The sequence below is a fragment of the Streptomyces sp. NPDC002054 genome (genome assembly GCF_040296685.1).
Classification (GTDB): Bacteria; Actinomycetota; Actinomycetes; order Streptomycetales; family Streptomycetaceae; genus Streptomyces.
Genome location: NZ_JBEOXT010000016.1, coordinates 153,054 through 178,581 on the forward strand (window position 1 = coordinate 153,054; position 25,528 = coordinate 178,581).

Sequence of the window (25,528 nt, forward strand, 5' to 3'; positions counted from 1 at the left end):
CAGATGGACATGCTGTCGAGGCGTGCCGTTCTCGGAGCGGCCGGGGCGGTGGGACTCGCCGCCGGACTCCCGGGCGACCCGCCCCCGGCCGCGGCGGCCCCCCTACCCGCCCCCGCCCCCGAAACCGCAGCCCCCGACCGCGGCGGCCCCGGTACCGCCGCCGCCCACGAGGCCCTCCACCGGCTGCTGCCCCGGCACGCCGCCCAGTTCGTGCTGCGCACCGTACCCGCCGGCACCGGACCGGACCGGTTCAAGGTCACCGGCACCGACGGCCGGATCGAAGTCACCGCAACCGGCCCGGCCGTGCTGCTCACGGCCGTCCACTGGTACCTCAAGTACGTCTGCCGGGCCCACCTTTCCTGGGCCGGCAGCCGGCTCGACCTGCCCGACGTACTGCCCGCCCCCGACCGGCCGCTGGAGCGGTCCGCCACCGTCCCGCACCGGTTCGCCCTCAACGACACCCACGACGGCTACACCGGCCCGTACGCCGACTGGGCCCACTGGGAACGCCTGATCGACGACCTGGCCCTGCACGGCTGCAACCAAGTCCTGGTCACCGTCGGCCAGGAAGCCGTCTACCACCGGGTCCTGATGGAGTTCGGCTACACCGACGCCGAGGCCCGCGCCTGGCTGCCCGCCCCCTCCCACCAGCCCTGGTGGCTGCTGCAGAACCTCAGCGGCTACGGCGGCCCGGTCTCCGCCGGGCTCCTCGCCCGCCGCGCCGCCCTCGGCCGGCGGATCACCGACCGGCTGCGCGCCTACGGCATGTCCCCGGTGCTGCCCGGCTGGTTCGGCACCGTCCCGGACGGCTTCATGACCCGCAACCCCACCGCCCGGGTGGTCCCGCAGGGCAGCTGGTGCGGGCTGCCCCGCCCCGACTGGCTCGACCCCCGCACCCCGCCGTTCGCCGAAGTCGCCGCCTCCTTCTACCGGCACCAGCGCGAACTCCTCGGCGAGGCCCGCCACTTCAAGATGGACCTGCTGCACGAGGGCGGCAGCCCCGGCGACGTACCGGTCGCGGCTGCCGCTCGCGCCGTGGAACGCACCCTGCAGACCGCCCACCCCGGCGCCACCTGGGTGCTGCTGGGCTGGCAGCACAACCCGCTCCCGGAACTCCTCGACGCCGTCGACCGCCGCCGCCTCTTCATCGTCGACGGGATCTCCGACCTGGACACCGTCACCGACCGGGACCGCGACTGGGGCGGCACCCCGTACGCCTTCGGCACGATCCCCAACTTCGGCGGTCGCACCACCCTCGGCGCCAACACCGACCGGTGGGTGCGCAAGTTTCCCACCTGGCGCGACAAGCCCGGCAGCGCCCTCACCGGCACCGCCTACATGCCGGAGGCCAGCGGCCGGGACCCCGCCGCCTTCGAGCTGTTCAGCGAACTCGCCTGGCGGAAGGAGACGGTGGACCGGACCGCATGGTTCGAGGGCTACGCCGCGTTCCGTTACGGGGCCGAGGACCCCGCCGCCCGGACCGCGTTCGCCGAACTCGCCGCCACCGCCTACCGGCTGACCGGCCGGGACGGCCGCCCCCACGACTCGCTCTTCACCCGCCGCCCCCGCCTCTTCTCCTCCTCCGGCACCATGTTCGACCAGGCCGGCTTCGACCGGGCCTTCGCCGCCCTGCTCCAGGTCCCGCCCGCGCTGCGCGACTCCGACACCTACCGGCACGACCTCACCGACCTGACCCGCCAGGCCCTCGCCAACCGCTCCCGCACCCTCCACCCGTCCCTGCGCGCCGCCTGGCTCAGCCGGGACGCCGACACCTTCCGGGCCCTGTCCGCGCTCTGGCTGAAGCTGATGCGGCTCAGCGACACCGTGGCCGGCTGCCACCGGAACTTCCTCCTGGGGCCCTGGCTGGAGGCCGCCAAACGGCAGGCCGGCAGCCCGGCCGAAGCCGTGGAACTCGAACGCACCGCCCGCGTCCTGATCACCACCTGGGCCGGCCGGCCCGCAGCCGTCACCCTGAACAACTACGCGGGCCGGGACTGGCACGGCCTGATCGGCGACCTCCACCTGCCCCTGTGGGAGGAGTTCCTGCAGGAGCACGCCGAGGCCCTGGCCGGGCAGCGCACCCCCGCCGCCTTCGACTTCTACCCGCGCGAGGAGACCTGGACCACGGAGCGGACGCGCAGCCACCCGGTCCGGCCGACCGGGGACCCGTACCGCACCGCCCGCAGGGTGTACGACACCCTGGCCGAGGCCCCGTACCAGGCGTTCACCGCCCTCACCCTGCAACCGCCGACCCTCAGCCCCGGCGGCACCGCCACCCTCACCGCGGCCTTCCGCAACCACAACGGCCTGAACGCCACCGGACCGGTCGGGTTCACCCTCACCGGCCTCGAGGCCACCGCCCTCGGAGCCACCTCCCTGCCGGACGTCGAGGCCGGCGGCAGCGCCCGGGTGAGGTGGCAGGTCACCGCCCCCGCCGTGCCCCTCACCGAACCCCTGCAACCCGTCCCGTACACCCTCGTCACCCGGTACGGGACGGCCGGCCGCGACCCGGTCACCGTCACCCAGCGGGCCAACCTGGTGCTCGCCGGCCCGCTCGGCGAGGGCTGGCGGACCCACACCACCAACGCGGCCCTGTTCGGGCAGACCGGCGACCGGTTCGCGATCAGCGGCGGCGGCGAGGACCTGTGGCGGCGCGTCGCGCAGTTCGGGACCGCGTACCGAGAGGCCGTCCTCACCGAAGGGACGGTCATCCGGCTGCGGGTGGACGCCCAGGATTCCACCGGGGGCTGGGCCCGGGCCGGCATCGCGGTCCGCAACCACCTCGCCCGTCAGGGATCCCCCGGGCTCCTCACCCTGGCCGTCACCCCGGCCCAGGGCATCGTCCTGTCCTGGGACAGCGACGGCGACGGCACCCTGGACTCCCTGCACCGCATCACCGGCCTCAAGGCGCCCGCCCTGCTGGAGCTCACCAAGCACCCGGGCGGCTCCTTCACCGGGACCTGCTCCACGGACGAGGGCCGCACCTGGCAGACCATCGCCACCGTCTCCGTCCCGGGCGCCGCGGCCACCCAGGACGCCGGCCTCTTCATGACCGCAGGCAACGCCGGCAACGGCGCCCGCGGCACGGCCCGCTTCAGCGGCTGGCAACTCGGCCGGACCGCCGTGCCCTAGGAGTGCTTTGTCAGGTGGTGTCCGGGCCGGTGGCCCGGGCGGCCCGGTCCAGCAGCAGGGCCCGCTCCCGCGCGTTGCGGGTGAGGGAGGCCGCCCGCTCGAACTCCGTGCTCGCCTCCGGGCCCCGCCCGAGGCGCTCCAGCAGATCGCCCCGCACGCTGGGCAGCAAGTGGTAGCCCTGCAGGGCCGGTTCCCCGGCAACGGCGTTCACCAGTTTCAGCCCGGCCTCGGGGCCCTCCGCCATGGAGACCGCCACGGCGCGGTTCAGCTCGACCACGGGGGAGGGCACCAGCTGCACCAGGCGCCCGTACAGCGTGGCGATCATCGCCCAGTCGGTGTCCTCGTAGCGGACCGCCGCCGCATGGCAGCCGGCAATGGCCGCCTGCACGGCGTACGGTCCACTGCCCGCCCGGGCCAGCGCGTCCATGCCCCGCCGGATGAACAGCCGGTTCCACCTGGCCCGGTTCTGGTCCGCGAGCAGCACCAGCCCGCCGTCCGGACCGGTGCGCGCGGCCGTGCGCGAGGCCTGGAACTCCAGCAGCGCGGCGAGGCCGTGTACCTCCGGCTCCGCGGGCATCAGCCCGGCCAGGACGCGGGCCAGGCGGAGCGCGTCCTCGCAGAGGGCCGGCCGCAGCAGGTCGTCTCCGGCTGTGGCGGAGTAGCCCTCGTTGAAGATCAGATAGACGACCTCGAGCACGGAGGACAGCCGGCCGGCCCGGTCGGCGCCGTACGGGACCTCGAACGGCACTCCGGAGCGGGCCAGGGACCGCTTCGCCCGGACGATGCGCTGGGCCACCGTGGGCTCCGGGACCAGGAACGCCCGGGCGATCTCCGGTGTGGTCAGCCCGCCGAGCAGCCGCAGGGTGAGGGCGATCCGGCCCTCGGTGGGCAGCACCGGATGGCAGGCGGTGAAGATCAGCCGCAGCAGGTCGTCATCGATGTGGTCGGGGTCGCCGATGCCGTCGATGTCGGCCGGGCCGGGCGGGGGCACGTCCTCCAGCGCCCGCCCCACCTCCGCCAGCTTGCGCGCGTACGTCTCCTTGCGGCGCACCAGATCGATCGCCCGGTGCCTGGCCGTGGCCATCAGCCAGGCGCCCGGGCGATCCGGGACACCCGACTGCGGCCACTGCTCCAGGGCGGCGACCAGCGCGTCCTGCGCGAGTTCCTCGGCGATGCCCACGTCCCGCACGATGCGGGTGACACCGGCGATGATCCGCGCCGACTCGATCCGGTAGACCGCCTCCACCGCCGCGGCCGGGCCGGGTGCCGTCATACGACCGGTCAGCCCTCCACGATCTCGCGGACCTCGCAGGTCACGTTCCACTCCGCGGGGTGGATCTCCAGGAACCGCTTGGCCCACTCCACCGCCTCGGCCTTGTCCTTGGCCTGGATCAGCGAGTAGCCGCCCACGACCTCCTTGGTCTCGGTGAACGGTCCGTCCGTGAAGCCGATCCGGCCGCCGGACCAGGTGACCCGGGTGGCCTCGGAGGTCGGCGTGAGGCCGGCCGTGTCCAGCATGACCCCGGCCTTGGTGATCTCCTCGAAGAGGGCGCCCATCCGTTCCTCGAACTCGGGGCCGGGGCCCTCGGCGGGCAGGTTCTGCTCGTCGACGCGGACCATCGTCAGAAAGCGCGGCATGGTGACTCCTCGGTCGTGAGGGCGGGGCCGTTCCCCGCCTTTCACCCTTGCGTCGAACGGCGTCGGCCCGGATCGACAGATCCCGGGAAGATTCTTCCGGGAAATCCTCTCACTCGGACTCGGTGCGGTCGCGGAGGCGGCGGGTGACCTCGCCCAGGCCGTCGGCGATCGCGGTGAGCTGCTCCGGGCTCAGGACGTCGATCAGCAGGTTCCGCACCGTCGCCACATGCCCGGGCGCCGCCTCCACCAGCCGCTCCCGGCCCGCCTCGGTGAGCACGGCGAAGACCCCGCGCACGTCGGAGGGGCAGGTCCGGCGGCGCACCAGCCCGGCCTTCTCCAGCTGGGTCACCTGATAGGTGAGGCCGCTCTTGGTGTTGATCAGGGCGTCGGCGAGCTCCGTCATGCGCAGCTCCCCGTCGGGCGCGGCGGACAGCCGGACGAGGATCTCGTACTGCGGGTGCGAGAGGTCGGAGTCCACCCGGAGCTGCTGGTCCAGCCGCCGGCCCAGCAGCGCGGAAGCCGCCAGGAAGCCCTTCCAGGCGCGCATCTCTTCCTCGTCCAGCCATCTCGTCTCAGCCATGGGTCCAGACTACGGCAGCTTGTTCAAATTCGAATCACAACCTAGAGTCCAGGTAATGGTTCGAATTTGAACACCGATCGGAACGTCGATGTGGACATGGGAAGGAGTGCTGCCGTCATGACCACGCCCGCTCCCGGCCGTATGCCGGTGCTGTACCTGAGTCACGGCGCGCCCCCGCTGGCCGACGACCCCGTCTGGCCGGGCCAGCTGGCCGCCTGGTCCGCCGGGCTGCCCCGCCCCCGGGCGATCCTGATGGTCTCCGCCCACTGGGAGGAGGCCCCGCTCGCCCTCGGCGCCACCGAGCAGGTCCCGCTGGTCTACGACTTCTGGGGCTTCCCCGAGCACTACTACCGGGTCCGGTACGACGCCCCGGGCGCCCCGGAGCTCGCCCGGTCCGTCCGTGCCCTGCTGCGCGCGCCCGGTACCCCGGTCCAGGACATCCCGGACCGCGGGCTCGACCATGGTGCCTACGTCCCGCTGGTCGAGATGTTCCCCGCGGCGGACGTTCCGGTGCTCCAGGTCTCCATGCCCACCCTGGATCCGCGCCGGCTGATGGACCTCGGCCGCAGGCTCGCCCCGCTGCGCGACGAAGGGGTCCTGATCGTCGGCAGCGGCTTCTTCACCCACAATCTGGCCGCCCTGCGGCATTCCGGCCCCGGGGTGCCCACCTGGTCGGCCGAGTTCGACGCCTGGGGCCGAGAGGCGCTGGCCGCCGGTGACGTCGATGCCCTCCTCGACTTCGAACACGCCTCCCCGGCCGGCCGACTCGCACATCCGGGTACCGAGCATTTCGCCCCGCTTTTCGTCACTCTGGGCGCGGCTGACGCCACCGGAGACCTCGGTGCCCAGCGCACCCCGGTGGACGGTTTCTGGATGGGGCTGGCCAAGCGCTCGCTCCAGTTCGGCTGACCGTCCTCCGTTCCTGCCCCTCCCGTCCCTCCCACAGAAAGCACCTTGATGACCATGACCTCGACCACCCTCCCGGGCACCGACCGCCCGTCGCCCTCCCTCACCCCCTATGACGTCGGCCTGCCGGTCCTGCGCATCGTGCTCGGCGCGATCATGGTGGTGCACGGCACCCAGAAGCTGTTCAAGTGGTTCGACGGCGGCGGCATCAAGGGCACCGGCGCGTTCTTCACCAAGGCGGGCTACCCGGCGGGCGAGGCCATGGCGGCCATCGCCGGTCTGACCGAAACCCTGGGCGGCCTGGGTCTGATCCTCGGCCTGGTCACCCCGCTGGCCGCGGCCGGGATCGTCGGCGTCATGATCAATGCCATCGCGGTCAACTGGACGGGCCACCTGATCGGGCAGGACGGCGTCGAGTTCGAGCTCCTGATCGTCGCCGGTGCGGCCACCCTCGCCCTCACCGGTCCGGGCCGGCTCGCCGTGGACCACTACCTGCCGGTGCTCCGCAACCACCGCCTGGTGTACGGAGCCCTGGCCCTGGTGCTGGCCGTCGTCCTGGCGGCGCTGGTCCTGCTGTTCCGCGACTGACGGACGGTCACCGGCGGCTGGTACAGACAAAAATTACCAACAGGTATCTATCGACTTACCTCACGGGCGGAGCTAGAACTCGTTTCTCTTCCGCCAAGAGTGAGGAAGGACACATGGGTACCAACACCCCCCGCAATATGGGATCCAATGGCATGTCCCGCCGTGGATTCATCGCTGGAACAAGTTCCATTCTCGGAGCCGTGGCCCTCGCCGGCCACGGCTCCGCCGCGTATGCAGGACCGGCGGTCATCCCCGCCGCCGGTCCGGCCATCGACAGCGGAGCCCACGTCCCGGCCCTGATCATCGGCACCGGGTACGGCGGCTCCGTGGCCGCCCTGCGGCTCGCCCAGGCCGGCGTCGACGTCCACATGATCGAGATGGGCATGGCCTGGGACACCCCGGGCTCCGACGGCAAGATCTTCGCCAACACCACCAAGCCCGACTACCGCTCGTTCTGGCTGCGCACCCGGACCAAGCAGCCGCTGAGCAATTTCCTCGGCTTCCCGCTGGACAAGGACGTCCCCCGCTACACCGGCATCCTGGACGCCGAGGAGTTCGGCGGCATCACCGTGTACCAGGGCCGCGGGGTCGGCGGCGGCTCCCTGGTCAACGGAGGCATGGCCGTCACCCCCAAACGGGAGAACTTCGGCGCCGTACTCCCCTCGGTGAACGTCGACGAGATGTACGACACCTACTACCCGCGCGCCAACGCCGGACTCGGCGTCACCCCCGTCGACCAGGCCTGGTGGGAGTCCGCCCCCTGCTACCAGTACGCACGGGTCGGCCGCAAACACGCCCAGCGCTCCGGGTTCCCCTTCGTCTTCGTGCCCAACGTCTACGACTGGGACTACATGAAGCAGGAGGAGGCCGGCACCGTCCCGAAGTCCGCGCTGGCGGGCGAGGTCATCTACGGCAACAACCACGGCAAGAAGTCCATGCAGAAGACCTATCTCGCCCAGGCCAGGGCCACCGGCCGGGTCGCCATCTCCCCGCTGCACAAGGTCACCTCCGTGGCCCCCGCGGCGGCCGGCGGCTACACCGTGACCATCGAACAGATCGACACCACCGGCACCACCACCGCCGTCAAGACCGTCACCGCGGACAAGGTGTTCTTCGCGGCCGGCAGCGTCGGCACCAGCAAACTGCTCGTCCGGCTCAAGGCCACCGGCGCTCTGCCCGGCCTCAACAACGAGATCGGCAAGGGCTGGGGCGAGAACGGCAACGTCATGTGCGGCCGGGCCAACCACATGTGGGACCCGACCGGAAAACTCCAGTCCGCCATGCCCACCGCCGGCATCGACAACTGGGCCGCCGGCGGCGCCTTCGCCGAGGTCGCCCCGCTGCCCACCGGCATCGAGACGTACGCCTCCTTCTACCTGTCCATCACCAAGAACCCCCACCGCGCCGAGTTCACCTGGAACGCGGCGGCCGGCCGGGTCGATCTGAACTGGCAGACCGCCTGGAAGCAGCCGTCCATCGACATGGCGAAGACCATCTTCGACAAGATCAACGCCAAGGAGGGCACGATCTACCGGACCGACCTGTTCGGCGCCTACAAGATCTGGGGCGACCACCTCACCTACCACCCGCTCGGCGGCGCAGTGCTCGACAAGGCCACCGACAACTACGGACGCCTGCACGGCTACTCCGGCCTGTATGTGATCGACGGCGCGCTGATCCCGGGGAACGCCAGCGTCAACCCGTTCGTCACCATCACGGCCCTCGCCGAACGCAATATCGAGAAGATCATCGCCACCGACCTCTGACGGGGGTACGGGGGCACGGGGCCGGCCGGTACGACCGGCCGGCCCCACGCCCTGCGCCTGCTCAGCCCGTCGGCAGTACGCACACGCTGTCGAGGCCCAGCACATGGTTGAGCCGACCGAACGCCAGCCACGAGCCGATGCTCATGCTCAGCTCCACGATCTCGACCTGGCTGTAGTGCGCGGTCATCCGGGCCCAGAACTCCTCGTCCAGACCGTGGTGGTCGAGGGCGTACCGCTCCGCGTACTCGGCGGCCAGCCGGGTCCGGTCGTCGAAGGCGTCCGTGGTCCGCCACTGGGTGACCGCCTCGGCGAACTCCTCCTCGACCTTCACCCCGTCCCGCTCGGTCCGCCAGTCCAGACAGAACACGCACCCGTTGACCTGCGCGATGCGCAGCCGGGCCGCCTCGAACTCGCGCAGCCCCAGGGTCGTATGGGCGTACACGGACAGCGAGAAGTTGGCGGCGGCCATCCCGATTCCGGGGACCAGATCGCCCCAGACGTACTCGATCGGGTGCTGCCCCTCGGGAACGTCGATCCGCATCATGTTGTCCTCCCCAGTTTTCCGATTGCGGGACGCAGCGGGACGTCCAGCGCGTCGTAGAGTCCGGGTTCCGCGTCCACCAGCCAGTCGATGGCACCCACCAGCCGGCCCACCGCCGTGGCGTTCCCGCCCGCCGACCGGTTCTCCCCCTCGTCGGTGGCCTCCACCGTGACCTCGATCCGCGGACGACCCTCGATGATCACCCGGTGTGCTCCGGCGCCGTCGGGCGGCACCGGCCAGTCCGGGGCGCAGGACGGGTGGATGCGGGTCACGTGCTCGATGACGATGCGGGGTTCGCCCCCGACGATGCCCTGTACCTCGAACCGCACCGCACCCTGGGTGCCCGCCTCGAACTCGCCCATCGTCCGGGTGGTCACCGTCGTCTCCAGCGGGCGCCGCTCGAGGGTCTCGCACACGCCGTCGAGCTCCACCCCCAAGGCCCGCGCCATCAGCCGGATCTGACCGCCCCACACCATGGTCGGGACCGATTCGATGAGCATCGGCGGCTGGTAGTCCATCGGCTGGCCCATGCCCACCAGGTAGCGGACCGAGTCGGGCTGCTCGTACGTCGAGTAGTCGAAGATCTCCTGGCAGCGGATGGCGTCCACCTCGCTGCCGAGCCCGCTGATCAGCAGCGGCAGCACGTCGTTGCCCCAGCCGGGATCCACCCCGGAGACGAACAGCGAGCCGCCGCCGTCCGCCACCGCGGCCAGTACCGGATCCCGGAACTCGGGCGGGGCGTTGCGCTGGTCGTAGAGGGGGTACAGGGCGGGGGTCACGACCACTGCCCCCGCCCGGACGGCCCGGGCGATGTCGGCGAGGGCCTCGTCCGGCCGGATGTCCCCGGAGGCGGCGTACACCACCGCCTGCGGACCGGCCTCCAGCACCGCGGCGATGTCGTCGGTCGCCGCCACCCCCAGTTCGTGGTCGAGCCCGCCGAGCTCGCCGGCGTCGCGGCCGACCTTGGCGGGGTTGTGGACGAGCACAGCGTTGAGTTTCAGCCTCGGGTGGGCCTCGACGGCACGAATGGCCGCACGTCCGACGTTGCCGGTACCCCAGACAACCGTGGAAATCATGCGGCGGAGGGTAGCGCGCACCCCCTGCGGTTCCCAGCCCCGTGACGGCCTCCGGTCAGCAGTCAGGTCACTTCCGTTGTCCCTTCCGTCATTCCGGCCGTGACCAGGCCCACCACCCCCGGCAGCCCGTCCCGCTCGAACGCCCGCCGCTGCCGGTCGGCGGCAGTGCCCTCCTGCAGCAGTTCCTCGGCCAGCCGGCTGACCTGCTCCCGGTCTCCGGCCTCCGCCAGGGCCTGCGCGACATGGGAGAGCAGCCCGCCGACCGCGGCCTCCGCCCGGACCAGCGTGCCGTGGTAGGGGCTGAGCAGCCCGCCGCTCAGGCCGTACCGGGCCGCGTGCCAGTTCGCCGCCTGGAGCAGCTCGTGAGGGCATTCCGGGACCGGCAGTCCGGCCTCCGTCTCCCGCAGTGCCGTATCGACCAGGGCCCGCACCAGCCCCGCGAACCGGGCCGCGTCCTCGGCCCGCAGCTGGACGTCCATGCAGCGCACCTCGATCGTCGGGTAGCGCTCGGACAGCCGGGCCTGCCAGTAGATCTGCCCGGTGTCCATGATCAGGTCGCCCGACACGAGGTCCTGGATCCGGCGGTCGTGGTCGGCGAGCGAGGCGAACCGGGGCGGCGGGCCGCTGACCGCCCACCGCCCGAACACCACCGTGCGCCAGCTGGCGTACCCGCTGTCCGAGCCCGCCCAGAAGGGGGAATTGGCCGCCATCGCCACCAGGGTCGGCAGCCAGACGCGCACCCGGTTGAGGACCTCCACTGCCCGTTCCCGGTCGGGCACCCCCACATGGATGTGCATTCCGCAGATCAGCTGCTCCGCCACCAGCAGCTGGGCCTGTTCGGTCATGGCCCGGTAGCGCTCCGTCCGGGTCACCGGAATCGGATCCTGTCCGTGGATCGGCGGGGTGCCGCAGCCGGCCGGCCGGCACCCGAAGGCACCGGCCGCCTCCGCGACCAGCTGCCGCATCCGGTTCAGGTGTCCGGCTACCTCGTCGAGGGCGGTGCACACCGGGGTGGCGACCTCCAGCTGCGCCTGGAGCAGCTCGGTCTGCACCTCGCCCTCACCTCGTTCGGGCCGGCACCGCAGACCGGCTGCCGTCCGTACTTTCCCCGCCAGCGGGACAGGCAGACCTGTCGCCGTATCGAGCAGCAGGAACTCTTCCTCGACCCCGACCGTCATCATTCAAAGCCCCTACCCGCCCGGCGGCCGGTTGAGACTAGGGCAAACGGCTCACCGCCAGACCGCGACGGCGGCGACTGCCAGCAATGCCAAGCCGGCCAGGCCGGCCAGGGCGAAGACGGCGCCCCAGGTGCCGGCGACCTTCGTGAAGAAGCCCTGGACGATCGAGTTGCCGGCCTCCCGCTGGACGTTGCTCTCCTTCCTCCGGTCCACGTACGGGCTCAGGGCGTGCAGTGGGCGGAGAGCCAGCAGCGAGTCCTCGCGCATCAGCGTGGTGACCACCAGCAGCGGCCGTGGTGTGCCGCCGGTCAGCTGGGCCCTGGCGGGGTCGAAGACCCCGGCCCGGGCCTGCTCGTCCACCTCCCGCAGGATCGCGGCGGCCCGGCTGCGGGTGTCGGCGGTGTCCCGGTCGACGCGGACCAGGTCCGGGTTGATCAGGGCGGCCGGGGGCGGCTCGTCCTGCAGCTCGGTCCGGGCCTCATCGAGCAGACCCGCCCAGCCCTCGGGATCCACCTCGAAACCGGGGGTGCCGTCCGGCAGCCCGTAAGTGACCGGCAGCGGGCCGGTCAGCCGGCCTTCCAGGAAACGATGGGCGACGGCCAGCAGATCCTCCGGCGGCACGTGCCCGGTGCCGGTGCCGAGGACCGAGGCGCGGATGGTCCGGCCCATGTGGTCGGTGGGGTCCTCCGCGGCCCGGCGGAAGCCGGTGATCAGGAGTACCCAGACCGGCCCCGCCCCGCCGTATCCGCCGCTTCTGCCGTCCGCGCAGTACAGCAGCAGCGAGGAGGCCGAGTCGTCGATCAGCTCGTACACCGACCTGCCCCGGCAGCCCCGCGCCAGCAGCTCCGCCGCCGCCCGGGCATCCTGCCCGCCCGCCCCCGCCGCCTGCCAGCTGTAGTCCTGGTCCGGCAGGTAACCGCGTGTTTCCACGAACCAACTGCTCTCCGGCATCGCCGTCACCGCCCCAGCCGCGGATGGTCCTGGAGGACCCGGATGCCGGGCCGGCTGACCGTACCGGAGGCGAAGGTGTTCACCGCGGCCCGCAGTGCGTCGTCGGTGCTGAACATCTCGTCGACGGTCTCGCGCCAGAACCCCCGCCGGTCCTGCCGGTAGACGTTGAGCACGAACCGCAGGACGTAGCGCAGCGGCTGATCGGTGTCGACCGGGGAGTACGGGGCGCCGGGCCGGCGACTGCGGTAGTGGAACTGGAGCCGGCCCTCCGCCGACTCGGTGATCGAGGAGAACACGATCGACCCGGTGGTCTGCACGGGCACCACCACACAGCCGACCCGGGGCCGCACCTCCTGATGCGCCAGATGGTCCAGCAGCGGTTTGTAGCCCTCCCGGATCCGGTCCAGGAGATGGTGCGCCCCGGCCTCGGTGTCCACGTACTTCTCGCACTTCAGCGGCACGATGACCAGCAGGCGGTGCTGCTCGTTCCCCTGGAGCAGGGTTTTGATCTGCTCGTACATCAGATGCGGCGCATTGATCCGGTCGTGGTACAGGCCGTCCTGTTCGAGCAGGGCCGCGGTGTCCACCGCCAGCAGGATCACCGGACTGTTGGCCAGGGCCTGCTGGACCTGCTCGCCGACTCCGCCGCCGCCCCGCTCCCGCAGCAGTCCGCCCGCGTAGTCGGTGAACCGCAGGGTGAACCTCGGCTTCTTGCCCTTCTGGCCCACCGCGATCAGATACCGGTGCAGACCCGCGGCGGCGGTGCCGTCCACGCTGTCCCGCACCTGCACCGACCGGGACAGCGCCTTCAGCCGGGCCACCGCATCGGAGAGCTTCACCGCCGTGTCCCCGACCGGCGAGAGCTCCAGGTCCGTCGCCCCGATGAGATCGGCGTACTGCGCGTACATGGAGGCGAGCAGCGAGGTCTTGCCGGCACCCGAGGGCCCCAGCATGCTCACTTCGATGGTGTACCGCTCGGGGGTGGTCATCGTGCGACCTCCTCGGGCGCGTGCGGGGCCCGGGGGCCCGGTACATCGGCGGGTGCGGCGGGCGTGGTGGCGGGGGGCGCCTCCAGCAGCGCCCCGACCGTCCCCACCGTCTCGGACCAGCGCCGCAGATGGGCGGCGTCCTCCGCCAGGGCGGCGAACCGGCCCGGCCAGATCTCCGCCCGCGCGTCCTGGTAGAAGACCAGCCACTCATCGGCGGCGCCGGCCGCCGAGACCACCCGGTCGTAGAACTCCTCGACGATCGCGAACACCGCAGCGCTCGGCTCGGCCAGCGCCTTGTGCAGCTCGGCCCGGCAGGCGTACAGGGATTCGTCGTAGCAGACCTCCAGCATCTCCCGCACCTGCGCGGCCGTCGGCACCTGGCCCTCCGGGAAGCGCATCGCGGGCGTGTCGGCGTGCAGCCCGTCCAGACAGGCCCGCACCCGGTGCTGCAGCATGCCCCGGTAGGACAGCTGGAAGTCGGCCAGCAGCCCCAGCGCGTAGCGGATCTCGCTCTCGCCCTGCTCCCGGACCTTGGGGATGCGGTCGGCGAGCGCCGCCAGGAAGTCGGCGCCCTCGGCCGTGCCGAGGGCCCCCAGCGCGCCCGGCCCCTTCAGGATCTCCGCGATCCGGTGCTGCATCCGCTCGGTACGGGTGTGCAGTGCGAGGTCGCACTCCAGGAATCGGCGGGAGATCCGGGCCCGGGACTCGTTGAGGTACTTGCCGTAGGCGACGCTCAGGCCGTCCTCGGCGTCGGCGCGCACCACGATCTGTGCCACCGACGGATGCCCGGGGTCCTGCTGGGCCGCCTCCAGGATGGCGTCCACGGCCTCGGCGAGCGAGGTGTCGGCGTACTCCCGTTCCTCGCGCAACTCCCGTACGTACGCGGCGAGGGCGGTGGCCAGCCGGCCGGAGGCCTCCTTGAACAGGGTGGTGAACGGCAGGAACCAGACCTCGCTGGGCTGTGCCAGATCGGCGAGCCGGCCGGCCTGCGCGAGCAGCCGGGCGGTCCGCTCGCGCAGCTCCGCGGCCTTCTCGGTGCGGGCCGCCAGGCGCTGGGCGTCCAGCCCGTCGAGGTGGGTGAGGAGGTGGTCCAGCACCCGGTCCATCACGGCGGCCACCTCGGCCGGCTGCGAACAGTCGGCGATGTGCGCCTCCGCGACCTCGAACCGCGAGGCCGGCAGCCACTGGGTGAGCATCCGGTCCGCGTTCGCAGAGTTGTCGTTCTTCGGCCCGCTGCACCGGTTGACGATCAGGAAGGAGCACTGCTCCAGCCCCACGTCCGACAGACCGTCCCGGACATGGTCGTACAGGTCGTGGTCGTAGGTGCCGATGCCGTCGCCCAGCGCGTCCGGCCGGCGGACGAACACCACCACGTCGATCTCGTCCTTCAGCGCGGCCACGATCCGCTGCGCGTCCTGCAGGTTGGTGTCACCGATCCCGGGCAGGTCGATCAGCGCGAGCCCGGTCCAGTCCTGCTCCGCGAAATGCGTGGTGATCCGTACGTGGCGCACCGCGCGGAAGGCGTGCTGCGGGGTCTCGTCCTCGTCGGCCTGCGCCACGAAGGAGCGGATCCCGCCCGCCGGCACGGGATGCGGGGACGGGGTGCGCAGCAGCGCCCGGTACGCGGGGAGCGCCTCGTGGAACCCGGCGAGATGGGCGTACCGGCTGCCGTCCGCGGCGCTGCGCTCGGCGGGTTCGGCGGGCAGCGGTCCGGCGAACCGGTCGAGGGTGGCGGGCGGGCTGCCCAGGCCGAGTTCGGCGTAGTAGGGGGCGATCACCTCGTGCAGGAACGAGCGCTCGCTGTGCAGGAACACCTGCGCCTGCGTGTCCACCCCGTCCTCGTGCCGGATCACACTGGTCACTCCGGTGCAGAAGCTGCCGTCACTGGTCGGGATCTCCTGTTCGGTCAGGCCGGTCAGGCTCCGGATCATCCGGCTCTTGCCCTGCCGGGCCCGGCCGATCACCCCCACGTTCAGTGTCGGGCGGCGGAACCGGGCCGCCACCGTTTCGATCTCCGCTGCCTCCAGCGGGAGTTGCTCCAGCAGTTCGCCGAGCTCCACGCCGAGCGCGGCCAGCCGGCCCTCCGCCTCGGCGGGTACGGCACCCAGCAGCTCCAGGCGCAGCGAGTCCAGCAGGCGCAGGCCCGCCAGTACCTCCGTCACCCAGGTCCGGGCAACGTCCAGTTGCCGGGCCTGCTGCTCACGACGTCGCCGGATCTCCCCGATCCTGGCCGCACGGGACATGGCTCCCCCCTCTTCCCCTGATCCCTCGGTCCCCGGCAGGGGTGCGAGCCGCACCCGGCCGGGCGGTTACACACGATGGCAGCAATCACCGTGCGGCGTGGCCGGATTCGCGCGATTCGTGACGGGTGGGATACAGGGCGTGTCGGGAGCGATGTCAGTGGTGCTCGGCGGACCGCCAGACCGTGGTGATGTTGCAGAACTCCCGGATGCCGTGCCCGGACAGCTCGCGCCCGTACCCGGAGCGTTTGACCCCGCCGAACGGCAGGGCCGGGTGGGAGGCCGTCATGCCGTTGATGAAGATCCCGCCCGCCTCCAGGTCCCGTACGAAGCGTTCGACATCGGCGTCGTCCCGGGTCCACACGTTCGAACTGAGGCCGAACGGGGTGTGGTTGGCGCGGTGCACCGCCTCGTCCAGGTCCGCCACCCGGTACAGCGTGGCCACCGGCCCGAAGGTCTCCTCCTGGTCCACCCGCATAGCCGGGGTGACATCGGAGAGGATGGTCGGCTCGTAGAACCACCCCTGGTCGAATCCGGCCGGGCGGCGGCCCCCGCACAGCACCCCGGCGCCGTGCCCCACGGCGTCGTCGACGAGCTCCTCCAGGTCGGCCCGGCCCTTCTCGGTGGCCAGCGGGCCCACGTCGGTGCCGTCCTCCATCGGGTCGCCCACCCGGAGCGCGGCCATGCCGGCCGTGAACCGCTCGGCGAACTCCTCGTAGACGTCGGTGTGCACGATGAACCGTTTCGCGGCGATGCAGGACTGCCCGTTGTTCTGGACCCGCGCGGTCACCGCCGTCTGCGCGGCCCGCGCCAGGTCCGCCGAGGGCATCACCACGAAGGGGTCGCTGCCGCCCAGCTCCAGCACCGTCTTCTTGACCTCGTCGCCGGCCACGGAGGCCACCGCCCGCCCGGCCGGCTCGCTGCCCGTCAGGGTGGCCGCGGCCACCCGGGGGTCGCGCAGGACCCGCTCGACCGCACCCGACTCGATCAGCAGGGTCTGGAAACAGCCGTGCGGGAAGCCGGCCCGCTGGAAGAGCTCGCCGAGGTACACCGCGGTCTGCGGCACGTTCGACGCGTGCTTGAGCAGGCCCACGTTGCCGGCCATCAGCGCGGGCGCGGCGAAGCGTACGACCTGCCAGAGCGGGAAGTTCCACGGCATGACGGCCAGGACCACGCCGAGCGGCCGGTAGTGGGCCCGGACGGCCGAGGCCCCGGAGTCGCGGACGTCGGCCTCGGCGGGCTGCTCGTCGCCGAGCAGTTCCTCGGCGTGGGCTGCGTACCAGCGCATGGCCTTCACGCATTTGGCGGCCTCGGCGCGGGCGGCGCCCAGCGGCTTCCCCATCTCCGTGGTCATGGTCCGGGCGACGTCCTCCGACTCCTCCTCCAGGAGGGCGGCGGCGCGCATCAGGAGGGCGGACCGGTCGGCGAAGGAGGTGGTCCGGTAGGCGGCGAAGGCCGCCGCGGCGTCGGCCAGGCACTGCTCGATGCCGTCGGGGCCGAGGGCTTCGAAGGTGAGCAGGGTCCGGCCGGTGGTGGGATTCACTGTGGCGATCGGCATGTCTCGACCGTGCCGCCTGGTCTCCGGCACCGCAACGCGGGCGGCTCCTGGGTGGCCGGGGGCAGGGGGCCGGGACACCATGGGGGTATCCGTTCCTTCGGGGGATTCCGCAGGAGACGCGCAGGAGACGCGCAGGAGACGCCAGTGGCGCACACCGATGCAGCGGACGTACTGGTGGCCGGTGCCGGCCCGGTCGGCCTGACCGCAGCCGCGGAACTGCGGCGGCGGGGCGTGAGCTGCCGCATCGTCGACCGGCTCCCGGCCCGGCTGATGTACGCGAAGGCGGTCGGCATTCAGCCGCGCACCCTGGAGATCTGGGACCGGATGGGCCTGGTCCGGGCGGCCCTGGAGGCGGCCATCGTGATGCGCGGCCAGCTGGTCTACATCAACGGGACCGAGGTGGCCCGCGTCGACCTGGCCCTGCCGCCCGAGGTGCCGTACCACTTCGCGGCGCTGCCCCAGTACGAGACCGAACGCCTGCTGGAGGAGTACCTGGCCGGCTTCGGCACCCGTATCGAGCGCGGTACCGAGCTGCTGTCCTTCACCCAGGACGCCGACGGGGTGACGGCCCGCCTCGGCACGGCGGGCGGCGGGCAGGAGGAGCTGCGTACCCGGTATCTGGTGGGCTGCGACGGCGCGCACAGCATCGTCCGCAAGACCCTGGGGCTCAGCTTCGAGGGCGGCGCCTTCCCCGAGGAGTACATGCTGGCCGACGTCGAGGTGGACTGGGACCTGCCGTCGGGGTACGGGGTGCGTGCCATGCGCCGGGACGCCGACGGCGTGGTGGACGACCTGCTGGTGTGCATTCCGCTGCCCGGCCGCGGACGGTACCGGGTGTCGATGCTGGTGCCGCCCGAGCTGTCGACCGCCGGTAGCGCAGATGGTGGTGGCGGGGACGAGGTCGCGCACGGCCTGGAGGGCGGCCGGGGCCCCGAGCTGCACCACGTCCAGGCCGTCCTGGACCGGCTCGCGCCGCGGCGGGCCACCGCCTCGGACCTCCGCTGGTCCTCGGTCTTCCGGATCAGCCACCGGCTGGTGGACCGGTACGGGGACGGCCGGGTCTTCGTCGCCGGCGATGCCGCGCACATCCATCCGCCCACCGGGGCGCAGGGGATGAACACCGGGATCCAGGACGCGGTCAACCTGGCCTGGAAGCTGGCCCTCGCCGTCGAGGGCGCGGCCGGGCCGGGCCTGCTGGCCAGCTACGACGCCGAGCGGCGGCCGGTCGGCGAGGAGGTCGTCGGCCGGACGGTCCGGCATGCCGCCGAGGGCGTCCAGGCCGATCCGGAGGACCCGCAGACCCTGATGCTGCGCGAGGCGCAGCTGCTGGTCGGCTACCCCGGCAGCCCGATCGTGACCCCCGCGGATCCGGCGGACGACGGCACCGGCCCGCGGCCCGGCGAGCGGGCCCCGGACTGCGGCGGCCTCACCGGAGACATCGCGGCCTATCCGCTGCGGCTGTTCGACCTGCTCCGGGGCCGCGACCACATGCTGCTGCTGTACCGGGACGGCCGCCACCACCACGGTGACAGCGCCCAGGATCTGGAGGAACTCGCAGCCCTGGCACGGGAGTTGTCCGACGGCCGGATGGAGTCCTGCGTGGTGCTCGCCGACGGCCCGGCGCCCCCGGCCGGGCTGTCGCTGCCGGCCTACCGCGACAGCCGGGGCGAGTTCGCCCGGCTGTACGGAGTACGGGGCACCACGGCGTTCGTCGTACGGCCGGACGGCTACCTCGGAGCCCGCATCCGTCCCCTGTCCGGGCCCGCCCTGGCCGGCCACCTGGCGGAGATCTTCCACCGTTGACCGTTACTTTTGAGTAGCAGCAGATGCAAGTTTTCTTCGCGGATTCCCCCATGGATGCGGCCTTGATGGACTGCTACAGTCCGCATGCGCGACCCAGAACGTCGTCCATCACAGCCCTGCCCACACGCTGAACAGCGGCGTCCTCCAGGCACGACATCCGGCACATCTTCCGGCATCCGGTACCCCCAGGCAGCCCCTCCGTGCGCGACCGCGCGCCCGGTGCTGCCCAGCCATGTCCCCAGCCATGCACCCAGCCGAATCCATCAGGGAGAGTCCGTTGCAGACTCCGACGAAGACCAGGGCCAAGATCCTGGTCGTGGCCGCCGTACTTGCCGTCGCAGCACCCGGCATCGCCTACGCCAATACCGTGGGCGTCACCGTGAAGACCCCCGGCGCCACCGCCGGCCCCGTCTCCGCCTTCTCCGAGATCTCCACGCACGCGGACTGCAGTTCCGGGCTGATCTCCGGCGGCGGCATCAACCAGACCATCGGCACCGGCAGTTCCTCCAACGGCAACAAGGTCAACGGCACCTCGCCCAGCCCCGACGGCAGCACCGAGTACACCGGCTCCACGGGAGTCGTCGGCACCGACGTCACGCACTGGCTCGGCATCGGCGGCAGCGGCGGCGCCGTCAACGGCTCCTTCTCCAGCACCCCGTACGCCATGTGTTTCACCAGCAGCCTCATCAACCACACCCAGGTGGTCATGAACAAGATTGCCGGGCCGACCACCAGCGGTACGGTCGGCCTGGTCGTCGCGACCTGCCCGGCCAACACCCGCCTGATCGGCGGCGGCGCCCGCATCACCCCGGCCAGCGTCGGCAGCCTCAAGCCGATTGCCAGCTACCCCACCTTCAACGACTCCGCCCACAACTACGGGCAGAAGGCCGCCGCGAACGGCGCGACCAACCCCGACTCCTGGGCCGCCGTCGGCTGGAACGGAGGAGGTGGCAACAGCAACAACACCACGTACGCGTACGCCATCTGCAGCGGCAACGGCATCGACGTCAGCGGCAGCACGGTGACGGTCCGCTTCAGCGAGGTGAGCGGACCGACCGCGGCGACCTCCGGCCAGACCGCGACGGTCGGCTGCGGCGAGGGGGACGGAAAGCTGGTCAGCGGCGGCGCCGCGATCAGCGGAGGCAGCGTCACCACCACAAACTTCACCGGCCCGGGCTCGGTCGGCGACCACCTCAACGGCAGCTTCCCCAGCGACTCCGGCGGCACGCCGGTCTCCGACGGGACCACCACGGGGGCGTACTGGACGGCGTCCACCCACACCGGTGGCGGCAGCTCACCGAACACGTACACCGATGTCTGGGCGCTGTGCGCGGACGACGGCGAATGACGGTGAGGAAGTCAATGACGAGCCCGAGCATCAGGCCGAGGGTGCGGCACCTGGCCGGGGCGGCCGTGCTGCTGGCCGCCGTGCTGACCCCGCTCACCGCGAGCGCCACCGAGCCGGCCGGACCGCCCGCGGCCACGCGCCCGTCGCCCTGCGGTACCGGCGGCACCTTCACCGCCTCCCCGCCCACCTGTACGTACACCGGCACCGGCACGGACACCTTCACGGCCCCCGCCGGGGTCGGCTCCGTCGCCATCGCCCTGTACGGGGCCGAGGGCGGCAGCGCGGCCGGATATGTCACCCCCAACCCGCCGAACGAGGGAGCGCCCGGCGGTCTCGGCGGCGAAACCCGCGCCACCCTGGCCGTGAGCCCCGGGCAGACCCTGCAGATCACCGTGGGGGCCGCCGGCATCCCGGGCAGCTCCCGGCGCGGCGAGTACGCCCGGCCCGGCGGCCACGGTCACGGAGCCGGCGGCGGCGGAGCCCACGGCGGCGGCGGATCCGGCGGCGGCGCCTCCGACGTCCGGACAGGCGCCTTCGGCCCGGCCGACCGCGTGCTGGTGGCCGGCGGCGGTGGGGGAGCGGGCAACGGCGGCCCGCTGCTCCGCGGCGGCCCCGGCGGCGGCCCGGCGGGTGAACCCGGCGGCCAGGGCGGCGGACCCGAGGGATCCGGCGTCGCGGGCGGCGGCGGAACCCAGACCGCGCCCGGCTCCGGCAGCCCCAACTCCCGCCTGGGCGGCCCCGGCATCGCCGGCAGCGACATCGACCCCAACACCGGCCTGCCCAACCCGGGCAGCGGCGGCCCCGGCGGCAACGGCAGCCGGGGCGGCAACGGCGGGGGCGGCGGGGGCGGCGGCTGGTTCGGGGGTGGCGGCGGCTCCGGCGGCGGCAACCCGGACAACCTGCCGGGCGCGGGTGGTGGCGGCGGCAGCGGCTACGCGGCCCCCGCCGCGACCGGGGCCTCCCTGCGCCCCGGCGTCAACCCCGGCAACGGACGGGCCGTCGTCACCTTCCGGTACGGCAGTTCGGTACGGGTCGTCCCGGACACCGCCGCCCCGCTGTTCGGACACCCCGTCACCTTCACGGCCACCGTGGACCCAGGGAACCCGGATGCGGGAACCCCGTCCGGCACCGTCGAGTTCCGGGACGGGCCGGTGCTGCTCGCCGAGGTGCCGCTGGAGGAGGGCCGGGCCCGGTTCCGTACCGGCGCGCTCCGGCCCGGCTCCCATGCGATCACGGCCCACTTCGGCGGTGACCCGGTCTTCGCACCCGGCGGCACCGCCGAACCCGCCGGGGTGACGGTCGGGTTCAGCCGGCCGTGCCTGACCGCGCCGCAGGCCGGCCCGCTCACGGTGGCTGCGGGCGAGTCGCTGTGCCTGGCGGCCGGCGCCACCTGGACCGGCCCGGTCCGGGTCAGGCCCGGCGGGGCCCTGGCCGTATCGGACGCCCGGATCACCGGTCCGGTGTCCGCCGACGGCGCACTCGCCCTGCGCTTCTGCGGCTCGGCCGTCACCGGCCCGGTCGGTGTGCAGCGGACCGGCGGCCCGGTCGAGATCGGCGCGAATCCGGCGGGTCCGGCGGGTCCGGGCGGCCCGGCGGCCTGTGCCGGGAACACCGTCACGGGTCCGGTGACCCTGGACGGGAACACGGGCGGCGTCGAGCTCGCGGGCGCCCGCATCACCGGCCCGCTGCGCTGCGAGGCCAATGTGCCGGCCCCGCACCTGGCCGGCACGACGGTGACCGGCCCGCGCTCCGGCCAGTGCCGGGTCTGACACGGCGGTGCCACGCCGGTGGGCCGGGACGGAGAACCTCGTCCCGGCCCACCGGCCCTGACGCCGGATCACCCCGCGGCGGGGGTTCATCGCACGTCCACGAGAAGTTTGCTACCGACCAGTAGACATTTGGCCTGATCTTGCTGACGCTTGTGCGTGTCCATGCCATGCAGTTCGCATGATCGAGGAGCCCCCATGCGTACCCCCCACATCCGCGCCCGGATGCCCCGTCCGGCCGCCACCGCGGCCGTCGCGGTGGCCGCAGCCGCCGCCCTCTCGCTGATCCCCGCCACCACCGCCCAGGCGGCCCCCGCGCCCACCCACGCGCCCGCTTCCGCTGCCTCCGCCACCGCCTGGGCCCCGGGCGGCAACGCCGCCCTGCTCGGCATCGACTACGGCACCTGGCAGCGCGACGTGGCCGCCGTCATGGACGTGGCCCGTCCGTACGTCGAGCAGCGCATCGCCGCCTCACCCGCAGGCGAGAAGCCGGCGATCGTGCTCGACATCGACAACTCCTCGCTGGAGACGGACTTCCACTACTTCTGGACCTTCCCGACCCCGGCCATCGCCAAGGTCCGCGAGCTCACGCAGTACGCCCACTCCCGCGGCGTTGCGATCTTCTTCGTGACCGCCCGCCCGGGCATCATCCACTCGCTCACCCAGTACAACCTCAAGGCGGTCGGCTACCCGGTCTCCGGCCTGTATGTCCGCGACATCCCCGACCTGTTCGAGGAGGTCAGCACCTACAAGACGGAAAAGCGCGCCGAGATCGAGGCCCGCGGCTACACGATCATCGCGAACATCGGCAACAAGCAGAGCGACCTGGTCGGCGGCCACGCCGAGCGCACCTTCAAGCTCCCGGACTACGACGGCAAGCTGTCGTAACACCGCCGGGCACTGCCCTCAGAGGTTGACCGAGGTCAGCAGCATGGCCGTGTCCGTGAGGGCGGTCACCGAGTGCCGGGCCCGGTCGTCGGGCAGCAGGTACAGGGCGCCCTCCGGCAGGTCGACCACCGCGTCGTCGGTGGTCACCCGCGCCGTGCCGCGCAGGACCTGGAGCGAGGCCGGCGGCGGAGTGGTGTGCTCGCCCAGCTGGGCGCCGGCCGCCAGCGCGATGACCGACTGCCGCAGTGGGGCCTCGCGCAGGATGAGGAGGGCGCTGCGGCCGTGCTCGTCGGCCCGGGCCGCGGCGATGTGCTCGTCGGCGAGCCGGCCCAGCCGGACGGTGGCCGGGGCGGCCCGCCGCTCCTGATCCGTTCCGGTGCCCGTAGTGCTCGCAGTGCCCGTAGGTACAGCCGTCGCCGTGCCCGTGCCCCCTTCGGGGGCCGGGTGGTGCCGGCGGGGGTCGTCCGTGTCGTGCAGCGGCGCGCCTCCGGCGCCACCCTGGGGAAGATCGTCCATGACGGCTCCTTCGGGACACTTCAATCGGTCGTACGTTCGAATACCGCGGTAGGGTGGACACATGCACGCCCCACTGCAAGGTTCGCTCTTCGACCAGGCCGACGCCATCGGGCTCGCCCCGCTCGGCGGCGGCCTGCGGCGGCGCGCACTCGGCCGGGGCGCCTGGGTGGACCTGCTCCCCGGCTGGCTGACCGGTTCCGACCGGCTGTTCGAGGAACTGGCCGACAGCGTCCCCTGGCGTGCCGAGCGCCGGCAGATGTACGACCACGAGGTGGCCGTGCCCCGGCTGCTCGCCCACTACGGCGAAGGCGACCCCCTGCCCCACCCGGTCCTGGACGAGGCCCGCGACGCCCTGTCCGCGCACTACGCCGCCGAACTCGGGGAGCGCTTCGTCACCGCCGGCCTGTGCTTCTACCGGGACGGCCGGGACAGCGTGGCCTGGCACGGGGACCGCACCGGGCGCTCCTCGCACGAGGACACCATGGTGGCCATCCTGTCCGTGGGCGACCCCCGTGACCTGGCCCTGCGCCCCCGCGGCGGCGGGGTGGCTGCTCTGCGGCTGCCGCTGGGACACGGCGACCTGGTGGTGATGGGCGGCTCCTGCCAGCGCACCTGGGAACACGCCATCCCGAAGTCCACCCGTGCCGTCGGGCCGCGGATCAGCATCCAGTTCCGCCCCCGCGGGGTCTCCTGAGACGGCCTAGTCGGGCGGTTCCTGGGCGGGAGCCTCCGGTTCCGGCGGCTCCTCCGGCAGGACCGGCTCCGGAACCGGGACCTCCCGGTCGGTCGGTGGCAGGTCGGGGGTCTCGGCATCCGGGTCCTCGGGAACGGGCTGCGGATTCTCGAACTCCGGGTTTGTGCTGGTCACCGCGATCCTCCTCCTTCTCCTTCTGATCGGGTCCGCAACGGTCTCCTGCGTCTGCCCCGCCACCGCAGCGGCTAACGGCGGACCAGCGAGCGGACCTCGTCGGCCAGCAGCCGGGCCGCCGTATCCGAAGCGCCGCCGACCAGCCGGGTACGGGTCAGGGCGAAGGACAGCCCCCGGGCCCGGTCGGCGAAGGCGATGCTGCCGCCGCTGCCGTGGTGCCCGAAGGAGCTCCGTTCCCCGGCCATGTCGGGCAGGCCGAGGAAGTAGCCGAGCCCCTTGGCGAAGCGGCCGAGGAGCATCCGGTCCTTCCCGTCGACCGCGACGGCCGCTGCGAGGGCCACCCGCTCCGGCGTGACCAGCCGGACCCCGTCCACCTCGCCGAGCAGGGCCGCGTACAGGCGGGCCGCGGCCCTCGCGCTGGTCGTGCCGCAGGCCGGCAGGTCGGCGAGCAGATAGTCCCGGCGGTTGGCGAGCTCGGCCGTGGTCCAGAGCCGGGGGTTGGGCGCGACCAGCCGCGTGAAGGGGGCGGACGGCGGCAGGGCCGCGAGGTACGCCGCCCAGTCGCCCTCCACCAGCGGCGCCGTCCGCGCCAGCGCGGGCTCGGGCAGCCCGAAGTACAGCTCGTCGGCCACGCCGAGCGGCTCGGCCACGTACCGGCGGAGCGCCTCACCCGGGCGCAGACCTGTGACTCGGCGTACGGTCTCGCCGAGGATCCAGCCGAAGGTCCACCCGTGGTACCCGCTGTCGGAACCCGGCTCCCACAACGGCTCCAGCTCCGCGACCACCGCGCACATGGTGTCCCAGTCGCACAGCTCCTCGGGGGTGAGCGCGGTCGGCAGCTGGGGGATGCCGAGGGTGTGGGTGAGGGCGTGGCGTACGGTCGCCCGGTCCTTGCCGTGCGCGCCGAACTCCGGCCAGTAGCGGGCGATCGGGGCGTCGTAGTCGATCAGCCCGTGCTCGGCCAGGACATGGACGAGGGTGGCGGTGAAGCCCTTGCCGGTGGAGAAGCTGTGGATCAACGAATCCGACCGGAGCGCGACTCGGCCTGCCGTACCGGCGCAGACGTCGACGGCCAACTCCCCGTCCACGTACGCGGCCACCTGCAGGCCGCTCTCCTCGCCCGAACCCACCAGCCGTCCGACGATCTCACCGACCCGGGCCTGCGCATCCGCGATCATGAGCTCATGATGGCATCG

Annotated in this window: 22 protein-coding genes; 9 read left to right on the top strand and 13 right to left on the bottom strand. The window is 72.6% G+C overall.

Features of this window, described 5'->3' with window-relative positions:
- The first annotated feature begins 3 nt into the window (after positions 1–3).
- Positions 4–3,132 (top strand): alpha-N-acetylglucosaminidase, encoded by a 3,129-nt coding sequence (locus tag ABT123_RS17370; RefSeq protein ID WP_351314721.1) that lies wholly within the window; start codon positions 4–6, stop codon positions 3,130–3,132.
- Positions 3,133–3,142: 10 nt separating this feature from the next.
- Here ABT123_RS17370 and ABT123_RS17375 read toward each other — a convergent pair whose 3' ends face one another.
- The 3 genes from ABT123_RS17375 to ABT123_RS17385 all read right to left on the bottom strand — a co-directional run bounded on the left by ABT123_RS17375 (position 3,143) and on the right by ABT123_RS17385 (position 5,350).
- Entirely contained in the window at positions 3,143–4,405 is a 1,263-nt protein-coding gene (locus ABT123_RS17375) for an RNA polymerase sigma factor (protein WP_351314724.1), read from the bottom strand.
- Positions 4,406–4,413: 8 nt separating this feature from the next.
- Positions 4,414–4,770: a YciI family protein gene (locus ABT123_RS17380; protein WP_351314727.1), complete on the bottom strand. Its 357-nt coding sequence runs from the start codon at positions 4,768–4,770 to the stop codon at positions 4,414–4,416.
- Positions 4,771–4,879: 109 nt separating this feature from the next.
- On the bottom strand, positions 4,880–5,350 hold the full coding sequence (locus tag ABT123_RS17385; RefSeq protein ID WP_351314730.1) for a MarR family winged helix-turn-helix transcriptional regulator: 471 nt from the start codon (positions 5,348–5,350) through the stop codon (positions 4,880–4,882).
- A gap of 117 nt (positions 5,351–5,467) precedes the next feature.
- Here ABT123_RS17385 and ABT123_RS17390 point away from each other — a divergent pair, with 117 nt between their 5' ends.
- From ABT123_RS17390 to ABT123_RS17400, 3 genes are all read left to right on the top strand, one after another.
- On the top strand, positions 5,468–6,259 hold the full coding sequence (locus tag ABT123_RS17390; protein WP_351314733.1) for a dioxygenase family protein: 792 nt from the start codon (positions 5,468–5,470) through the stop codon (positions 6,257–6,259).
- A gap of 48 nt (positions 6,260–6,307) precedes the next feature.
- Positions 6,308–6,844 carry a DoxX family protein gene (locus ABT123_RS17395; RefSeq protein WP_351314736.1) on the top strand — a complete coding sequence of 179 codons (537 nt, stop codon included), beginning with the start codon at positions 6,308–6,310 and terminating at the stop codon, positions 6,842–6,844.
- Positions 6,845–6,957: 113 nt separating this feature from the next.
- Complete coding sequence (locus ABT123_RS17400; protein ID WP_351314739.1) at positions 6,958–8,610, top strand: GMC oxidoreductase; 1,653 nt, start codon at positions 6,958–6,960, stop codon at positions 8,608–8,610.
- Between the two features lie 61 nt (positions 8,611–8,671).
- Here the strand turns inward: ABT123_RS17400 and ABT123_RS17405 are convergent, their stop codons facing one another.
- From ABT123_RS17405 to ABT123_RS17435, 7 genes are all read right to left on the bottom strand, one after another.
- Entirely contained in the window at positions 8,672–9,151 is a 480-nt protein-coding gene (locus tag ABT123_RS17405; protein WP_351314832.1) for a carboxymuconolactone decarboxylase family protein, read from the bottom strand.
- Positions 9,151–10,227 (bottom strand): NAD(P)H-dependent amine dehydrogenase family protein, encoded by a 1,077-nt coding sequence (locus tag ABT123_RS17410; RefSeq protein WP_351314742.1) that lies wholly within the window; start codon positions 10,225–10,227, stop codon positions 9,151–9,153. Before ABT123_RS17410 ends, ABT123_RS17405 begins: the two co-directional genes overlap by 1 nt.
- Before the next feature lie 62 nt (positions 10,228–10,289).
- Positions 10,290–11,408, bottom strand: coding sequence for a carboxylate-amine ligase (locus tag ABT123_RS17415; protein ID WP_351314744.1), 1,119 nt, complete (start codon positions 11,406–11,408; stop codon positions 10,290–10,292).
- A gap of 48 nt (positions 11,409–11,456) precedes the next feature.
- Positions 11,457–12,356: a hypothetical protein gene (locus ABT123_RS17420; protein WP_351314747.1), complete on the bottom strand. Its 900-nt coding sequence runs from the start codon at positions 12,354–12,356 to the stop codon at positions 11,457–11,459.
- Between the two features lie 5 nt (positions 12,357–12,361).
- On the bottom strand, positions 12,362–13,345 hold the full coding sequence (locus tag ABT123_RS17425) for a TRAFAC clade GTPase domain-containing protein (protein WP_351314749.1): 984 nt from the start codon (positions 13,343–13,345) through the stop codon (positions 12,362–12,364).
- On the bottom strand, positions 13,342–15,588 hold the full coding sequence (locus ABT123_RS17430) for a hypothetical protein (protein ID WP_351314752.1): 2,247 nt from the start codon (positions 15,586–15,588) through the stop codon (positions 13,342–13,344). Before ABT123_RS17430 ends, ABT123_RS17425 begins: the two co-directional genes overlap by 4 nt.
- Positions 15,589–15,742: 154 nt before the next feature.
- A complete protein-coding gene (locus ABT123_RS17435) occupies positions 15,743–17,143 on the bottom strand; it encodes an NADP-dependent succinic semialdehyde dehydrogenase (protein WP_351314755.1) in 1,401 nt (466 codons plus the stop codon).
- 144 nt (positions 17,144–17,287) lie between these two features.
- Here ABT123_RS17435 and ABT123_RS17440 point away from each other — a divergent pair, with 144 nt between their 5' ends.
- From ABT123_RS17440 to ABT123_RS17455, 4 genes are all read left to right on the top strand, one after another.
- On the top strand, positions 17,288–18,946 hold the full coding sequence (locus tag ABT123_RS17440) for an FAD-dependent monooxygenase (RefSeq protein WP_351314758.1): 1,659 nt from the start codon (positions 17,288–17,290) through the stop codon (positions 18,944–18,946).
- 277 nt (positions 18,947–19,223) lie between these two features.
- Positions 19,224–20,294: a hypothetical protein gene (locus ABT123_RS17445; protein ID WP_351314761.1), complete on the top strand. Its 1,071-nt coding sequence runs from the start codon at positions 19,224–19,226 to the stop codon at positions 20,292–20,294.
- Positions 20,295–20,308: 14 nt separating this feature from the next.
- Positions 20,309–22,063, top strand: coding sequence for an Ig-like domain-containing protein (locus ABT123_RS17450; protein WP_351314763.1), 1,755 nt, complete (start codon positions 20,309–20,311; stop codon positions 22,061–22,063).
- 195 nt (positions 22,064–22,258) lie between these two features.
- Entirely contained in the window at positions 22,259–22,948 is a 690-nt protein-coding gene (locus ABT123_RS17455; protein WP_351314766.1) for an HAD family acid phosphatase, read from the top strand.
- Between the two features lie 18 nt (positions 22,949–22,966).
- Here ABT123_RS17455 and ABT123_RS17460 read toward each other — a convergent pair whose 3' ends face one another.
- Positions 22,967–23,281 (bottom strand): cupin domain-containing protein, encoded by a 315-nt coding sequence (locus tag ABT123_RS17460; protein WP_351314835.1) that lies wholly within the window; start codon positions 23,279–23,281, stop codon positions 22,967–22,969.
- A 244-nt stretch (positions 23,282–23,525) separates the two neighbouring features.
- Here ABT123_RS17460 and ABT123_RS17465 point away from each other — a divergent pair, with 244 nt between their 5' ends.
- A complete protein-coding gene (locus ABT123_RS17465; protein WP_351314768.1) occupies positions 23,526–24,158 on the top strand; it encodes an alpha-ketoglutarate-dependent dioxygenase AlkB in 633 nt (210 codons plus the stop codon).
- 6 nt (positions 24,159–24,164) lie between these two features.
- Here ABT123_RS17465 and ABT123_RS17470 read toward each other — a convergent pair whose 3' ends face one another.
- Both ABT123_RS17470 and ABT123_RS17475 read right to left on the bottom strand, forming a co-directional pair.
- Positions 24,165–24,332 carry a hypothetical protein gene (locus tag ABT123_RS17470; RefSeq protein WP_351314771.1) on the bottom strand — a complete coding sequence of 56 codons (168 nt, stop codon included), beginning with the start codon at positions 24,330–24,332 and terminating at the stop codon, positions 24,165–24,167.
- A gap of 71 nt (positions 24,333–24,403) precedes the next feature.
- The gene (locus ABT123_RS17475; RefSeq protein WP_351314774.1) at positions 24,404–25,510 is read right to left on the bottom strand and encodes a serine hydrolase domain-containing protein; all 1,107 of its coding nucleotides are present in this window, start codon (positions 25,508–25,510) and stop codon (positions 24,404–24,406) included.
- Positions 25,511–25,528 lie beyond the last annotated feature (18 nt).

Excerpts from the sequence above, each read along its gene's own strand:
- ABT123_RS17450 (WP_351314763.1), top strand. The coding sequence starts at position 20,309 with ATGACGAGCCCGAGCATCAGGCCGAGGGTGCGGCACCTGGCCGGGGCG.
- ABT123_RS17395 (WP_351314736.1), top strand. The coding sequence starts at position 6,308 with ATGACCATGACCTCGACCACCCTCCCGGGCACCGACCGCCCGTCGCCC.
- ABT123_RS17430 (WP_351314752.1), bottom strand. The coding sequence starts at position 15,588 with ATGTCCCGTGCGGCCAGGATCGGGGAGATCCGGCGACGTCGTGAGCAG.
- ABT123_RS17375 (WP_351314724.1), bottom strand. The coding sequence starts at position 4,405 with ATGACGGCACCCGGCCCGGCCGCGGCGGTGGAGGCGGTCTACCGGATC.
- ABT123_RS17465 (WP_351314768.1), top strand. The coding sequence starts at position 23,526 with ATGCACGCCCCACTGCAAGGTTCGCTCTTCGACCAGGCCGACGCCATC.
- ABT123_RS17400 (WP_351314739.1), top strand. The coding sequence starts at position 6,958 with ATGGGTACCAACACCCCCCGCAATATGGGATCCAATGGCATGTCCCGC.
- ABT123_RS17435 (WP_351314755.1), bottom strand. The coding sequence starts at position 17,143 with ATGCCGATCGCCACAGTGAATCCCACCACCGGCCGGACCCTGCTCACC.
- ABT123_RS17380 (WP_351314727.1), bottom strand. The coding sequence starts at position 4,770 with ATGCCGCGCTTTCTGACGATGGTCCGCGTCGACGAGCAGAACCTGCCC.
- ABT123_RS17410 (WP_351314742.1), bottom strand. The coding sequence starts at position 10,227 with ATGATTTCCACGGTTGTCTGGGGTACCGGCAACGTCGGACGTGCGGCC.
- ABT123_RS17415 (WP_351314744.1), bottom strand. The coding sequence starts at position 11,408 with ATGATGACGGTCGGGGTCGAGGAAGAGTTCCTGCTGCTCGATACGGCG.
- ABT123_RS17405 (WP_351314832.1), bottom strand. The coding sequence starts at position 9,151 with ATGCGGATCGACGTTCCCGAGGGGCAGCACCCGATCGAGTACGTCTGG.
- ABT123_RS17425 (WP_351314749.1), bottom strand. The coding sequence starts at position 13,345 with ATGACCACCCCCGAGCGGTACACCATCGAAGTGAGCATGCTGGGGCCC.
- ABT123_RS17455 (WP_351314766.1), top strand. The coding sequence starts at position 22,259 with ATGCGTACCCCCCACATCCGCGCCCGGATGCCCCGTCCGGCCGCCACC.
- ABT123_RS17385 (WP_351314730.1), bottom strand. The coding sequence starts at position 5,350 with ATGGCTGAGACGAGATGGCTGGACGAGGAAGAGATGCGCGCCTGGAAG.
- ABT123_RS17420 (WP_351314747.1), bottom strand. The coding sequence starts at position 12,356 with ATGCCGGAGAGCAGTTGGTTCGTGGAAACACGCGGTTACCTGCCGGAC.
- ABT123_RS17475 (WP_351314774.1), bottom strand. The coding sequence starts at position 25,510 with ATGATCGCGGATGCGCAGGCCCGGGTCGGTGAGATCGTCGGACGGCTG.
- ABT123_RS17390 (WP_351314733.1), top strand. The coding sequence starts at position 5,468 with ATGACCACGCCCGCTCCCGGCCGTATGCCGGTGCTGTACCTGAGTCAC.
- ABT123_RS17370 (WP_351314721.1), top strand. The coding sequence starts at position 4 with ATGGACATGCTGTCGAGGCGTGCCGTTCTCGGAGCGGCCGGGGCGGTG.